11 protein-coding genes are annotated in these 15,805 nt (G+C 30.3%); 10 read left to right on the top strand and 1 reads right to left on the bottom strand.

The window, feature by feature from the left end; all coding sequences use genetic code 11:
- The first annotated feature begins 676 nt into the window (after nt 1–676).
- The 6 genes from L3B96_RS04255 (at nt 677) to L3B96_RS04230 (ending at nt 8,697) form a co-directional block, all read left to right on the top strand.
- Complete coding sequence (locus tag L3B96_RS04255) at nt 677–2,284, top strand: FGGY-family carbohydrate kinase (RefSeq protein ID WP_238858939.1); 1,608 nt, start codon at nt 677–679, stop codon at nt 2,282–2,284.
- A 661-nt stretch (nt 2,285–2,945) separates the two neighbouring features.
- Entirely contained in the window at nt 2,946–3,218 is a 273-nt protein-coding gene (locus L3B96_RS04250) for a hypothetical protein (RefSeq protein WP_012060607.1), read from the top strand.
- A 207-nt stretch (nt 3,219–3,425) separates the two neighbouring features.
- A complete protein-coding gene (chvE, locus tag L3B96_RS04245) occupies nt 3,426–4,565 on the top strand; it encodes a multiple monosaccharide ABC transporter substrate-binding protein (protein WP_012060606.1) in 1,140 nt (379 codons plus the stop codon).
- A gap of 70 nt (nt 4,566–4,635) precedes the next feature.
- Nucleotides 4,636–6,171, top strand: a complete 1,536-nt coding sequence (mmsA, locus tag L3B96_RS04240) for a multiple monosaccharide ABC transporter ATP-binding protein (protein ID WP_012060605.1) — start codon at nt 4,636–4,638, stop codon at nt 6,169–6,171.
- 12 nt (nt 6,172–6,183) lie between these two features.
- Nucleotides 6,184–7,380: a multiple monosaccharide ABC transporter permease gene (mmsB, locus tag L3B96_RS04235; protein ID WP_023973620.1), complete on the top strand. Its 1,197-nt coding sequence runs from the start codon at nt 6,184–6,186 to the stop codon at nt 7,378–7,380.
- 483 nt (nt 7,381–7,863) lie between these two features.
- Nucleotides 7,864–8,697, top strand: coding sequence for a DegV family protein (locus L3B96_RS04230; protein ID WP_238858938.1), 834 nt, complete (start codon nt 7,864–7,866; stop codon nt 8,695–8,697).
- Between the two features lie 203 nt (nt 8,698–8,900).
- On the opposite strand, the gene L3B96_RS04225 is transcribed toward L3B96_RS04230, so the two are convergent.
- Nucleotides 8,901–9,761 (bottom strand): AraC family transcriptional regulator, encoded by an 861-nt coding sequence (locus L3B96_RS04225; RefSeq protein WP_238858937.1) that lies wholly within the window; start codon nt 9,759–9,761, stop codon nt 8,901–8,903.
- A gap of 450 nt (nt 9,762–10,211) precedes the next feature.
- Here L3B96_RS04225 and L3B96_RS04220 point away from each other — a divergent pair, with 450 nt between their 5' ends.
- The 4 genes from L3B96_RS04220 to L3B96_RS04205 are packed head-to-tail and all read left to right on the top strand — an operon-like array spanning nt 10,212 to nt 15,617.
- Nucleotides 10,212–11,504, top strand: a complete 1,293-nt coding sequence (locus L3B96_RS04220) for a sugar ABC transporter substrate-binding protein (protein WP_238858936.1) — start codon at nt 10,212–10,214, stop codon at nt 11,502–11,504.
- 55 nt (nt 11,505–11,559) lie between these two features.
- Nucleotides 11,560–12,498, top strand: a complete 939-nt coding sequence (locus L3B96_RS04215; protein ID WP_238858935.1) for a sugar ABC transporter permease — start codon at nt 11,560–11,562, stop codon at nt 12,496–12,498.
- A gap of 16 nt (nt 12,499–12,514) precedes the next feature.
- Complete coding sequence (locus L3B96_RS04210; RefSeq protein ID WP_077856483.1) at nt 12,515–13,345, top strand: carbohydrate ABC transporter permease; 831 nt, start codon at nt 12,515–12,517, stop codon at nt 13,343–13,345.
- A 58-nt stretch (nt 13,346–13,403) separates the two neighbouring features.
- Complete coding sequence (locus L3B96_RS04205) at nt 13,404–15,617, top strand: alpha-galactosidase (protein WP_238858934.1); 2,214 nt, start codon at nt 13,404–13,406, stop codon at nt 15,615–15,617.
- Nucleotides 15,618–15,805: the final 188 nt, after the last annotated feature.

Genomic DNA, 15,805 nt, shown 5'->3' with positions numbered 1-15,805 from the left:
ATCCTATTCGAGAAATTTGGATTCACTGTAGAAAATGTTGTTGAAAAGGCTATTAATGTAGCAAAGAAATAGAGGTTACAATAATTAAATCTACGATATAGTAGAGGAAATTTAGTGATTATAGTAAAACTTTAGAAAAATAGATTTAACCTTAAAATATTAATAAATATAGCGAAACAGATATAAAAAAGATCTATATTAAAAGTGTGTAAATTAATTAATCTATAAATATATTAAAACCAATTTATTCATTATTATAAAAGTTAAAATTATTAAAAGATATGTATAAAGATGTGTGAAAAGATTAGTGTGAAATTATGTAATTACAATAATAAATCATTGGTTAGAAATATATTTATAGATTTTTAATAAATGTATATAAATTAATATGACAATGAAGCAGTTTTAGAATTTAATAAAATCATTTATCTAATGTCTAGTCATTATTGCATTCCGATCTTACATTAAGCTGGGGACGGTAACGGTATGAGGACTGGACATTAGGTGATTATAAGAGTTATTTTGTATTAGGTTTAGTAATATTACAATGGAATGATATTCAGAAGAGATTAGAAATTATTTTAAAATTAAGATTTATTTAATTTAGCTATAATAATATAAATTTATCACATAATAAGTAAACGATTTAAAAAAATTACACGTAGTGGAGGTTTTTATGGGATTAGAGATGAGTAATATAAAAAATGCCATTATTAATGGTAAGACAGTGCTTGGTATTGAGCTAGGTTCAACTAGAATTAAAGCAGTTTTAATAGATGAAAATAATACTCCAATAGCTTCAGGGAGCCATGATTGGGAAAATAAATATGTTAATAATATTTGGACTTATGGTTTAGATGATATCTGGACCGGTGTTCAAGATAGTTATAAGAAGATGGCTGAAGATGTCAAAGAAAAATATGGAGTTACTATTGAAACAATAGGAGCAATTGGATTCAGTGCTATGATGCATGGATATATGGTTTTTAATAAAGAGGGAGAACTTTTAGTACCATTCCGTACATGGCGTAACACTATTACTGAAAAAGCCTCAGAAGAATTAACAAAATTATTTAACTACCATATCCCTCAAAGATGGAGTATTGCTCATCTTTACCAAGCAATATTAAACGGTGAAGAGCATGTAGCTGATATAGATTTCCAAACAACTTTAGAAGGATATATTCATTGGAAATTAACAGGTGAAAAAGTTATAGGTGTTGGAGAGGCATCTGGAATGTTCCCTATTGATATAGATACAAAGAATTATAATGCACGTATGATTGATCAATTTGATGAGTTAGTAGCTCCTAAGAATTTTTCATGGAAACTTGGAGATATTTTACCAAAGGTATTGTTAGCTGGAGAAAATGCAGGTGTACTTACTGAAGAAGGTGCAAAGCTTTTAGATGTTACAGGACAATTAAAAGCAGGTATTCCATTCTGCCCTCCAGAAGGTGACGCAGGAACAGGAATGGTTGCAACTAACAGTATTGCTAAGCGTACAGGTAATGTATCAGCAGGAACATCTGTTTTTGCGATGATCGTACTTGAAAAAGAATTATTAAAAGCATATGAAGAAATAGACTTAGTTACAACTCCTACTGGTAATTTAGTAGCTATGGTTCATTGTAATAACTGTACTTCGGATCTTAATGCTTGGGTTGGATTATTTAAAGAATTTGCAGAGGCATTTGGTGTAGAAGTTGATATGAATAAGTTATTTGCAACTCTATATAATAAGGCACTTGAAGGGGATTCGGATTGTGGCGGATTATTAGCTTATAATTACTTCTCAGGTGAGCATATAACTGGTTTTGAAGAAGGACGCCCACTATTTGTACGTTCAGCAGAGAGTAAATTCAATCTAGCTAATTTTATGCGTGTACATTTATTTACATCATTAGGAGCACTAAAAACTGGTTTGGACCTTCTTCTTAAAGAGGAAGGTGTTAAGGTCGATGAAATGTTAGGACATGGCGGTTTATTTAAGACTAAAGGTGTAGGACAAAAGATAATGGCAGCAGCTATAGATGCACCAGTTTCTGTGATGGAAACTGCTGCCGAAGGCGGAGCGTGGGGAATTGCAGTACTTGCATCTTATATGATAAATAAAGATGAAAATGAGACATTAGACGATTATCTTACAAATAAAGTGTTTGCAGGACAAATAGGTACAAAAATAGATCCAGATTCTAAAGATGTTGAAGGATTTAATGAATTTATAAAACGCTACACTAGTGGGCTTGCTATTGAAAGAACAGCGATAGATAGCCTTAAATAGAAAGTATGATTAATAAGGTTGAATTCAATAAAAAGGATTCAACCTTATTATCTATTATCTATAAATAATAAAGGAATAGATAAAAAATATACAATTTGTGTTTATATTATAACTCACCTCAATTATAGATATTTCGATTCATAAAGATTGTAAAAATATCATTGAAGCGGCTAAGAATCAGCTTATATATACTTTAGCATGCTCTGATTTCTAGTTTAACAAGTTAAAATTGAACATTTTATTGCAACGAATCCTAGATGTATGCACATTGGTGAAGAAATATAATAAAATTGTACATACAATATAAAAAAAACTATTGCTATAGTGATGAAAACGATATATAATAAATACATGAAGTACGTACAACATATTAACAAGTGCTATCTTCTAAAATTATAACACATTAAGAGTTAGAGTATATGTATCAGATAGAAGTGACAAGATAAGCTATTCTCAATTTGTACAAGCAAGATACATATATAAATAAATGTTAATGTAAATTTTTATTATGACAATAAAGAAGAATATTGATGTACTTACAAGATATATATCATAGAGCATATATAGGAAAATGTATTTTCCATGATATATATTCAAATTATATGAATAATATCAATCAAACATTAAACAATAATATTTACTAGGATAGGGGAGGAATTTTATGAATGAAAAGCACATTACTTTATGTAACAAATTATTATACTATCTAGTAGCTCCTGGCTTATTACTATATTTTATTTCTATCGATTCAGGAATAATTACTTCTTCTTTTGGTGTACTAGCTATATTTGGATTAGCCATTTTGCTTGGAGTAGGAATACCAATGATTTATAAGAGAAAGAATCCAGAGTATAAATTCAATATTAGTAGTAAATATGCTAATGCTATGGCTATATTAGTTATTCTTGAGTTAACTTATAATATGTCAAAATAAATAAGAACATGTCTGAACTTGATGAAAACGTATTAATAAAGTTTAATTTTTGGTTATAAGTGTATTAAAAAAATTATATTGTTTTAATAATTTAGAATATTAACTTTTAGTCCACTTTAATTTATCAGAAATGATAACTATTAAGCAGATTAAAAGAAAATATAAATTTATAATTTATTATATGGGAAGTTGAAGGGAGAAAATATTATGAAGAAAAAATTAATGGCTATGTTATTATCAATGGCATTACTAGGTTCTATCGGTGGATGTAGTGTAACAACTAGTGCTCCAAACTCAGATGCAGATAATTCTAAAACAGAGTCACAGGGAAAAACTGACGGGGGATCAGGAAGCGGAAAAACAATAGGTATTTTAATGCCAACTAAATCTTCTGAACGTTGGATAAATGATGGAAATGACATGGTAAAACAGTTAAAAGATCTTGGCTATAATACAGATCTTCAATATGCTGAAGACGTTGTAGAAACTCAAGTATCACAAGCAGAAAACTTAATTACAAAAGGTGTTAGTGGCTTAGTAATTGCAAATATCGATGGTGAATCTTTAACTGATGTTTGTCAAAAGGCTAAAGATGCAGGAATTCCTGTTATAGCTTATGACCGTTTAATTAAAAATACTGCAAATGTAGACTATTACATTTCTTTTGATAATAAACTTGTAGGAAACCAAATGGGTCAATATATAGAAAAGAAATTAGATTTAAAAAATGCACAAAAATCATTTAACATAGAATTATTTGCTGGATCTCCAGATGATAATAATGCTCATATGTTCTTTGAAGGTGCAATGGAAGTACTTCAACCATATATAGATTCTAAGAAATTAACTGTAGTTTCAGGTCAAACTAAATTTGATGAAATCTGTACATTAAGATGGGATGGAGCTTTAGCACAATCAAGAATGGAAAATATATTAACTGCTAACTACTCAGGTGGTAAAAAAGTTGATGCTGTATTAGCTCCTTATGATGGTATAAGCCGTGGTGTTGTAGAAGCGTTAAGAAGTGTTGGATATGGTTCAGGGGATCTTCCATGGCCAGTAATTACAGGTCAAGATGCAGAAACAGCTTCAATTAAATCTATAATTGCAGGAGAGCAAACATCAACAATCTTTAAAGATACAAGAAAATTATCAGCTCAAGCTGTTAAAACAATCGATGCAGCTATTAAAGGTCAAAAAGCTGAAGTTAATGATGAGAAGACTTACAACAATGGAGTAAAAGTTGTACCATCTTACTTATGTCAACCTGTATCTGTAGATAAAACAAACTATAAAGAAGTTCTAATTGATTCAGGATATTTAAAAGAAGCAGATCTTTCTAAATAAGATTAACAGCAGTAATGATAGTGCGGACAACTTTGTTCCACTATCATTCAAATAAGGAGGGGCGTGACGTATGTTAAAAGACAATGATATTATTCTTGAAATGATAAATATAACTAAGACATTTCCTGGTGTAAAAGCACTAGATAATGTTAATTTAAGAGTGCAATCAGGAGAAATTCATTCTCTTTGTGGAGAAAATGGAGCAGGTAAATCAACTTTAATGAAGGTATTAAGTGGAATATATCCTCACGGATCATACGAAGGTGCAATTCTATATAATGGAAAGGCATGTAAATATAAAGGCATAAAAGACAGTGAGGCAGATGGAATAGTTATTATACATCAAGAATTAGCTTTGAGTCCACATCTTAGTATAGGAGAAAATATATTTATAGGAAACGAAATTGCAAGTCATGGAGTTATAGACTGGCAAGAGGTAAGAATTAGAACTAAAGAATTACTTAAAAAGGTCGGATTAGATGAAGACCCAGATACAATAGTTAACACACTTGGTGTTGGTAAACAACAATTAATTGAAATTGCAAAGGCATTATCAAAGAACGTAAAATTATTAATTCTAGATGAACCGACTGCATCATTAAATGAGGATGACAGTGAAAATTTATTAAAATTAATGTTAGAGTTAAAATCACAAGGAATTACATGTATTTTAATTTCACATAAGTTAAATGAGGTTTCAAGAGTATGTGACTCTATAACAGTACTACGTGATGGAGCTAGTATTGAAACATTAGATGCCTCTGGAGGGCAAATCTCAGAGGATAGAATTGTTAAAGGGATGGTTGGTCGTGAACTTACAGACCGTTATCCAAAAAGAACTCCTAAAATTGGAGATGTGATGTTTGAAATAAAGGATTGGAATGTATATCATCCAGATTATCCGGATAGAAAAATGGTTGATAATGTAAATATAAAAGTTAGAAAAGGCGAAGTACTTGGAATTGCCGGGCTTATGGGTGCTGGAAGAACTGAACTTGCAATGAGCATTTTTGGTAGAACATATGGACAAAAGATTTCTGGTAGCATTTTAAAAGAAGGTAAAGAGATTCATATTAAGACAGTTAAAGATGCAATTAATGCAGGTATTGCTTATGTAACTGAAGATAGAAAAGAAGCAGGTTTAAACCTAATTGATGATATTCGTCACAACATTTCAATAGCATCATTAGGCAAAATTTCAAATAATGGTGTTATAAATGAACAAGTTGAGATTTTAGCTGCAGAAGAATTTAGAAAATCAATGAAAATCAAAACCCCAAGTATATTACAAATTACAGGAAACTTAAGTGGTGGAAATCAACAAAAAGTAGTACTTTCAAGATGGGTTTATGCAGAGCCAGACTTACTAATTCTTGATGAACCTACTAGGGGAATTGACGTTGGAGCAAAATACGAAATATATACAATTATAAATGATTTGGTAGCTCAAGGAAAAGCAGTTATTGTAATTTCATCCGAATTACCTGAAGTCCTTGGATTAAGTGACAGAATCTATGTCATGAACGAAGGAAAGATTATTGGAGAATTAGATAAGAAAGATGCTACTCAAGAAGTTATCATGAGTAAAATTGTTGCATCAAAATAGGGAGGTAGTAAAATGAGTGAAGCAAGAGTTGAAGAAAAAAAAGTTGCAAAAAATACATTTAATAAATTTATGAAAGACAATGGTATGCTAGTTGCATTATTGGTGGTAGTAGTTATATTCTCGATTTTAACTAAGGGAGTTATGTTAAAATCACTTAACATAACAAATTTAATTCAGCAAAATGGTTACGTACTTATTCTTGCAGTTGGAATGCTTTTAGTAGTTATTGTAGGTACGGTCGATCTTGCGGTTGGTTCAGTGTGTGCCTTTGTTGGAGCAATAGCCGGTGTTCTTATGGTTAATAAAGGAATGAATCCGGTAGTATCTGTTGTTCTATCACTTTTAATAGGTGCAGCTGTTGGAGCTGTACAAGGATATTGGATTTCGTATAAAGCAATTCCAGGATTTGTTGTAACATTAGCGGGACAATTAATCTTTAGAGGATTCTCAATGATAATATTAAATGGTAAGACAATAGCTCCATTCCCAAATGAATTTGCGAACTTAGGATCTGGATTCATACCTCCACTATTCTACTTTAAAATGGGTGATATTTACTTAGTAGGATCAGCAATGATTATAGGTGTTATACTATCAGCAATCATGGTGTTTAATAATATAAAAGGAAGAAAGAAACTTCAAAAATATAATTTCAATGTTGATCATAATTCAATGTTCCTTGCTAAAAATATAATATCAGTTGTAGTAATTATGGGTGGAAGCTTTGTATTAGCATCTTATAAAGGTATACCAAATATATTAATAATAGCAGGAGTATTAATAGCAATTTACTCATTCATTACTACTAAAACAGTATTTGGTAGACAAGTATATGCAGTTGGTGGTAATAAAAAAGCAGCAGCTTTATCAGGTGTAAACGTTGATAAGATTACATTCTTAGTATTTGTAAATATGGGATTGATGGCAGCATTAGCAGGACTCGCTTATGCAGCACGTGTTAACTCAGCACAACCTAAAGCTGGTGTTAACTTCGAATTAGATGCTTTAGCAGCTTGCTATATAGGTGGTGCATCTACAGCAGGTGGTACTGGAAGAATTTTAGGAGCAGTTGTTGGTGGACTTGTAATGGGAGTACTTAATAATGGTATGTCTTTAATGGGAGTTGATAATAACTGGCAACAAGCTATCAAAGGATTTGTATTATTATTCGCTGTAGTATTCGACTTATATTCAAAGAAAAAGAAATAAATATAGCAGCAATATAAGAAATGGTTTCTTCAAACTTTAAAACATAGTTTGTTAATAAAATGTGTTAAATAAATTAAGAAAAAGAAAATGTATGAGGTTAAGGTAAGTTCTGCACTAAATATTTTATATATGTGCAGAACTTACCTTTTACTATTACGTATAATTTGAAAGATATATCGTTAAGAGTAAGTATTAAATAGTACTACTTATAATACTTTATTTTTAGATATATATATGTGTTGAAATTCACAATTCACATTTCAACGATTCACAATTGCGGCTAAAATTCTTGTGATATTTTTAGAAGTATAATGAAGGATTACTTTTTCAATATATATGTTAAGAAAAAAAGAACTACTAATAATAGTAAAATTAATATATAATTTAGTGGACAATTATATATTAATTTAGGCAATCGTTATTAATTAAATGAGTTGATAGATAAAGTATTAGAACTACAAATGAAAAAGATGGAGGAATAAAATGAATACTAGAATAATAGTAGACAGTTGTGTTGATTTTAATAATGAAGTTTTTGGAAATGAAGAGTATATGGAAAGAATTCCATTTAAAATCATTATTGATGATGAAGAAATCGTTGATAAGAATGTAAATATAAATGATCTACTTGAAAAAATGAAAAGCAGCAAAAACAAAATTAAAACAGCATGCCCATCGCCACATGATTTTCTAGAAGCTTTAAAAAAGTGTAAAAATAATTTTGTTGTAACCATTTCTGGTAAATTAAGTGGATCACATAATAGTGCTGTATTGGCAAAGGAAATGCTTCAAGAAGAGTTTCCAGAAAGTTTCGTTCATGTATTCGATTGTAAGACAGCAGTATCTGGAGCTGATCTAGTTGTTTTAAAAATAAAAAAGTTAATTGAAGAAAAAGCACATAATTCTCAGATTGTAGAGCAAGTTACTGAATACATAGAAAATATGAAGACGTTATTTGTTTTAGATAAATTGGACAACCTAGTTAAGAATGGTAGGATAAGCAGTGCAAAAGCTTTAATGGGATCACTTCTGCAAGTTACTCCAATTATGACTGCTAATGATGGAGAAATTGTGCTAAAAGAGCAAGTAAGAGGGAAGAAAAAGGCATTTAATAGACTAATAGACCTAATAGGTGAAGAAGGCAGCGATTTTAAAAATAAGGTTCTAGGAATAGGGCATATAAATGCAAGAGAAAAAGCAGAAAAGCTTAAGGAAGAAATAAAAAACAAATATAACTTTGAAGATATAATAATTTTTGAAGGAAGTGGATTAAGTACTGTTTATGCTGATGATGGTGGGATTGTAATTTGCTACTAACGCTAAATTATAAAATATTAATTATATAATTTCAAAGTTAGCTATTTTGATTTATGAGAATGTCATTACATAAAATATTTAGATGAATGATATCAGTAGATAATCCTAAGAAAATATTTAATAAAATAAGAAATATAAAGCAAGCTTTGCATTAGTTAATATAGTTAATGTAAAGCTTGCTTATTTTTTGAATATAGAAGAAGTTATAACTTAGTTTTATTTTGATTTCTCCATTGCCTAGGAGACATATTATAGACTTCTTTGAAGGATCTAGAAAAGTGAAACTGATTTGGATATCCAGTTAGTTCAGAAATTTCTCTAATAGATATATTATTATCCTTCAACATTTCGCATGCTTTAGACAACCTATACTTAATTAAAAACTCCTGAGGAGTAGTTTTCATAGAGTTTTTAAATATTTTACCAAAGTAACTTCTATCTAAGTTACACCATTTTGCGATATTTTCAACAGAAATATTATTGTTATAATTCTTTTCAATGTAATTTATAGCTTCTCTTACATAAAATTCTTGAAGATTACTAGCACTTTTGGTGTTATTAAAACTTGAATTTTCTAGTAGAGTATAGAAGAATAAATAAAGATGACCTAAAATAGCTGAATCAGGAGCACTTGGGTTATTTAATAAAAACATTAGATTGTCCTTTATAGAATTATCATCATTATTATATTCTTTAGGTGTAAAAATTGGATTTTTGCTTGATAGACCTATTTCTTCAAGATATCGTTGGGCTTTTAAGCCTTCAAATTCTACCCAAACATAATTCCAGGGATCATCTTTATCAGCCTCATAAGTGTTAATTATATTTGGGGTTAATAAGAAACCTTCCCCCGCTTTTATAGTATAAATGGAGGAGTCATTTTGTGTTCCTTTATTAAATGAGTAGAGTCTTCCTTTTCCAGATAAAACATAATGGAAAAGAAAATGATTTTTAACCGTGGGGCCAAATGAATGTAGGGGATCACAACGTTCTGAGCCAAATTGATAAAGTATAATATCTACATAATTTATGTTATTAAAAATATAACTTTTAAAATCGGCCAAATGGTATACCTCCTTTTGAAAACGTTAAATGGATAAATTTTCTTCCATTATAACATAAAATATATACTTTTGCGTTTATAGTTGAACAATAACTAAGTAATATAGCAAAAGTATATATTATTAGCTTGTTTATTCTATGTATTCCGGAATTTTTTAATGATAATATTTAATTATAGAAAGTGAATAAAGTCCAAAGAACGCTTTATACTGCAGTAATAGCACCCGATGTGCAAAATAACAAAATTATATAGAAATTCTATATAATTCGTTTTTAGCTAATTTTTGAAAAGCTTTACTTAAATCCTTTTAACGATAATAATATATATATTTGCTTATAATTTGAACAAATTAAAATGATGAATGTGATTTTAATATTAGTGTTGCAAACTACATATTAAAAATATATTTGTTTACAAAATCGAATATGTACAAAAATAGGAGGGAAATTTAATGAAAAAGAAAATTGTTTCTTTAATCTTAGCTAGTATGATGGCTGTTACAGGACTTGCTGGGTGTGGTAGTTCAAATTCTGCAGCAACTGGTGGACAAGACACAGCTAAGGGATCTAGTGGGGGAGATGTACACATTACTTATGGAATTTGGGATTCTAATCAGGAAAAAGGTCTTAGGAAAATGGCAGATGAATTTGAGGGAAAAAATCCAGGGATAAAAATTGATATACAAGTAACGGGTTGGAGCGATTATTGGACAATGTTAGAGGCGGCAGCTACAGGAGGATCTCTGCCAGATACTTTTTGGATGCATTCAAATGAAATTTATAGGTATGCATCAAATGGAATGCTTATGGATTTAACAGATAAAATTAACAAAAGTGATGATGTGAAATTATCTAATTATCCAGAAGGGTTGGTGAAGATATATAATTTGAATAATAAACAATACGCTATTCCAAAGGATTATGATACTATAGGTCTTTGGTATAACAAAACAATGTTTGATAAAGCTGGTATTTCATACCCTGATGAAACATGGAACTGGGATAAGCTATACGAAGTAGCAAAAAAATTAACAACAGGTGATGGAAAGCAATATGGATTCCTAGCACCTTTACACAATCAAGAAGGATATTATAATTTTGTATATCAAAATGGCGGAACAATCATAACTGATGATAAAGTATCAGGATATGATAACCCTAAGACAATAGAAGCAATGAAATATTATGTGAGATTTGTTAGTGAAGGATTGTCACCTAAAATTTTTGATGATGCAGCACGTGCAGAGACACTACAAAATGGACTATGCGCAATGGGGTTTTTTGGTTCTTGGAATTTAAGTGGATTTGCAGCAAATGACTATATGACTAAGAATTTTAATGTTACAGTATTACCTTCAGCAAATGATGGAAAGAGGGCTAGTATCTTCAATGGACTTGGAAATGCAATTTCAGCTAATACAAAGCATCCAGAAGAGGCTTGGAAATGGGTTCAATATTTAAGCTCAAAAGATGGACAGACAAAGCAAGCTGAACTTGGAGTTGCAATTTCTGCTTATAATGGTACAGCTGATGCATGGATAAATTCAAACAAAACATTTAATATAAAATGCTTTGTTGATATGGTTAAATATGCACAAATACGACCATATTCTAATACAACTGCAAAATGGGAAGATAAGGCATATGAAATGTTAAAAGGTGCATTTACTGGAGAAAAGACAGTAGAAGATGCTTGTAAAGATACTGCTAAAATGATGAATGATGCATTAAAAGAGGAAAAATAAAATAATTATTTATGATTACGGCAGCAAGTATGTTGCCGTAATCTTTAAAATAAATATGATAGGAGATGAATATATGGCAAAAAATATAACAGTAAATGTAGGAAAACCATCAAAACGAACAATTAATGAGTGGAAATGGGCATATTTTTTAGTCGCTCCTACTATTATTGGACTTATAATATTGAATATTATTCCTATTATTGAAACTCTATATTTAAGTTTTTTCAGGAGTGGGGATTTTGGAAAAGGAAATATATTTGTTGGCTTAAATAACTATAAAAAGATGTTTGGAGATGTCCAAGTATGGTACGCAGTAGGAAATACTTTGAAATATACAATTATAGTTGTACCAGTAACAGTAATAATAGCAATGGTATTAGCTGTATTATTGAATTCCAAGATTAAGGGAAAAGGTATTTATAGAACAATATATTTTATTCCAATGGTTGCTGCACCGGCAGCAATAACAATGGTTTGGAAATGGTTATATAATAATCAATTTGGTCTTATTAATCATATGATATCTAAAATTGGAATTGGACCTGTAGATTGGATCGATAACCCTAATATTGCTCTTTATTCTATAGCTATTATTGGAATATGGAGTACAGTTGGATATAGTATGGTTTTACTTATAGCAGGCCTTCAGGAAATACCAAAAGACTATTATGAGGCTTCAAGTATTGATGGAGCAAAACCAGTACGACAATTTTTTAATATTACTTTACCGCTTGTATCCCCAACTTTATTTTTTGTTGTTGTTACTAGTATAATTCAGGCAATGCAAGTATTTGATGTCATTTATATGATGATTGATGTCGCTAGTCCTGCATATGATAAGACAGTATCGTTAGTTTATTTATTTTATAATAGCTCATTTAAGTATGCAGATAAAGGATATGGTTCAGCTATAGTAATGTTACTTCTTGCTATTATTATGATAATTACAGTATTTCAAATGAAAGCACAGAAGAAATGGGTTAATTACATGTAGAAAGGGGAACTATATTATGAAAATGAAAAGAGATGCTTCAAAATTATTTATACACTTATTTTTATTTCTTGGAGTAGTAATTATGATATTACCGTTTGTTTGGATGATACTTACATCATTTAAAACTGTATCAGAGTCTACTTCAATGAATCCATATGTTATTTTTCCATCAGAGTGGAAGATTGAGAATTACTTTGAAGCAATAAGACAAAACAATTTTATTATATTATATTTTAATACTTTTGCAATGATGTTTTTAAGGATATTTTGTTCAGTGGCTTTTAGCGCTATGGCAGCTTATGCCTTTGCGAGATTAAAATTCCCAGGAAGAGATTTTTTATTTGGAATTGTGTTATTTCAAATGATGGTTCCAGTTCAACTTTTTATAATTCCACAATATTTGATGGTAGATAAAATTGGAATGAGAAATTCAATATTTGCGCTTCTTTTTCCAGGACTTGTAAGTGCATTTGGTACATTTTTGTTAAGGCAATTCTTTATGGGATTGCCAAAAGAATTAGAAGAATCTGCAAGGCTTGATGGTTGCAATATAGGACAAACCTTTTTAAAAGTTATGTTACCCTTAACTAAGTCTGGCCTGGTTGCACTTGGGATATTTACAGCATTATTTGCATTTAAGGATTTAATGTGGCCGCTAATTATTAATTCTAGTGCTGATTCCGCAACTTTATCATCGGCACTTGCAAAAATTCAAAGTGCATATTCTGTTAATTATCCTCAATTGATGGCTGCGTCTGTACTTGCCATTTGGCCAATGCTTGCAATTTATATTGTATTCCAGAAACAATTTATAGAGGGTATAGCAACTTCAGGTGGAAAACTTTAATTCAATAATTCTAATGAACAAAGATAATTTGCAGAAATACATGGGGAGGAGTAGTAACATGGCAATTAAATTCAACGCAAAATCAAAGGAATTTCATTTATACAATAAAGAGATAAGTTATATCATAAAAATACTAGATAATAATGAGCTGGGAAATTTATATTATGGGAAGAGGATACATCATAAAGAATCATTTTCATATCTTTTTGAAGGAGGGATGCGTCCTTTAGCAGCATATGTATTTGAAGGGGATACTTTCTTCTCATTGCAACATACTAGGCAGGAATATCCTTCTTATGGGACAACAGATTTTCGGTATCCTGCATTTGAGATAAAGCAGGAAAATGGAAGTAAAATTACTAATTTTCAATTTCAATCCTATAATATTTTTCAAGGTAAAAAGAAGTTAGAACAACTTCCAGCTACCTATGTGGAAAATGAGAAAGAAGCACAAACTTTAGAAATAATATTATATGATGATTTGATTAGTACAAGATTAATATTAAGTTACACCATATATGAAGATTTTCCAATAATAACAAGGAATACAAAGTTTATGTATGAAGGAGAAGATAAAGTTACATTAACAAAGGCGATGAGTTGTAGTATAGATTTACCAGATTATGATTACGAAATGGTGCATCTTTCTGGAGCTTGGAGTAGAGAAAGACATATAAGAAATAAAAAATTAGACCATGGAGTTCAATCAATTTACAGTTTAAGAGGGACAAGTAGTGCAGAGCATAATCCATTTATAGCCTTGAAGAGACCAAGCACAACTGAGTTTGAGGGCGAAGTGTATGGATTTAGCTTGGTTTATAGTGGGAATTTTTTGGGTGAAGTTCTTGTTGATACGCATGATACATCTAGAATTATGTTAGGAATTCATCCAAGTATGTTTGAATGGATACTAAATAAAGATGAAAGTTTTCAAACTCCAGAAGTTGTAATGGCCTATTCTGATAAAGGAATAAACGGAATGAGTCAGGCTTACCATAAATTATATAGAACCAGACTTGCTAGAGGCTATTGGAGAGATAAGGCAAGGCCAATTCTAATAAATAATTGGGAAGCTACAACATTTGATTTTGATGAAGAGATAATATTAAATATTGCAAAAACAGCAAGTGAATTAGGCATAGAGCTATTTGTGTTAGATGACGGATGGTTTGGAAGTAGAAATAATGATAAAGCAGGGCTTGGAGATTGGTATGTAAATACTAAAAAGCTTCCAGATGGAATAGTTGGACTTTCAAAGAAGATAGAAAACATGGGTATGAAATTTGGACTTTGGTTTGAACCAGAGATGGTAAATAAAGATAGTGATTTATACAGAGCTCATCCAGATTGGATTATCCATACACCAAATAGGACGGCATCCCATTGTAGAAATCAGTATACATTAGATTTTTCTAGAAAAGAAGTTGTAGATTATATTTATAATGCAATGTCAAAGGTATTCAGAGAGGCATCAATATCATATGTAAAGTGGGATATGAATAGATATATGACTGAATGTTATAGTGTATCTGCAATTGCGGAAAATCAAGGAAAGGTAATGCATGAATACATTTTAGGAGTGTATGCATTATATGAAAGATTAACATCTGAATTTCCACACATTTTATTTGAATCATGTTCGAGTGGTGGTGCAAGATTTGATCCGGGGATACTTTATTATGCACCACAAGGATGGACAAGTGATAATACCGATGCAGTTGAACGTATGAAAATACAATATGGAACTTCATATGTTTACCCAATAAGCTGCATGGGGGCTCATGTATCTGAAGTTCCGAACCAACAAGTTTTTAGAATAACGCCACTAGAAACTAGAGCAAATGTAGCTTATTTTGGAGCTTTTGGATATGAGTTAGATTTAAATCATTTATCCGAAGAAGAAAGAACGATTGTGAAGAAACAAGTTAAATTTATGAAAGAAAATAGAGAATTAATACAAAAGGGAACTTTTTATAGGCTTATAAGTCCTTTTGAAAATAAATTAAATTCTTGGATGGTTGTCTCAGAAGATAAATCCGAAGCAATAGTTGGTTATTATAAAATACTTAACACAGCTAATGAAGGTTTTAAGAGGATAAAGTTACAAGGATTAGATGAAAATAAAAAATATTATATAAATAATAATAAAGAAGAATCTTTTTTTGGAGACGAATTAATGTTTGCTGGAATTCCAGTAAGATCAGAAGATTTTTGCGAACATGGTGGAGATTTCACTTCAGCAATATATCATTTGAATGAAATAAATAATTAGTTTAGAAGCAGTAGATATGCAAGTTAATCGTGATTTTTTATCTACTGCTTATTTATATAGTAATTTATACACAATAACAGGATGGAATGCGAATGATAATTATATGTAGAGTATGAAGGATCTAAAAACTAGATAAGGAAATAAGCATCTCTGATTAATTACTCCATTGTGTTTTTTAGGGAGCATGT

It is taken from the genome of Clostridium sp. YIM B02569 (assembly GCF_022320765.1).
GTDB lineage: Bacteria > Bacillota > Clostridia > Clostridiales > Clostridiaceae > Clostridium > Clostridium beijerinckii.
This window is presented reverse-complemented; position numbering and strand designations above follow the sequence as displayed.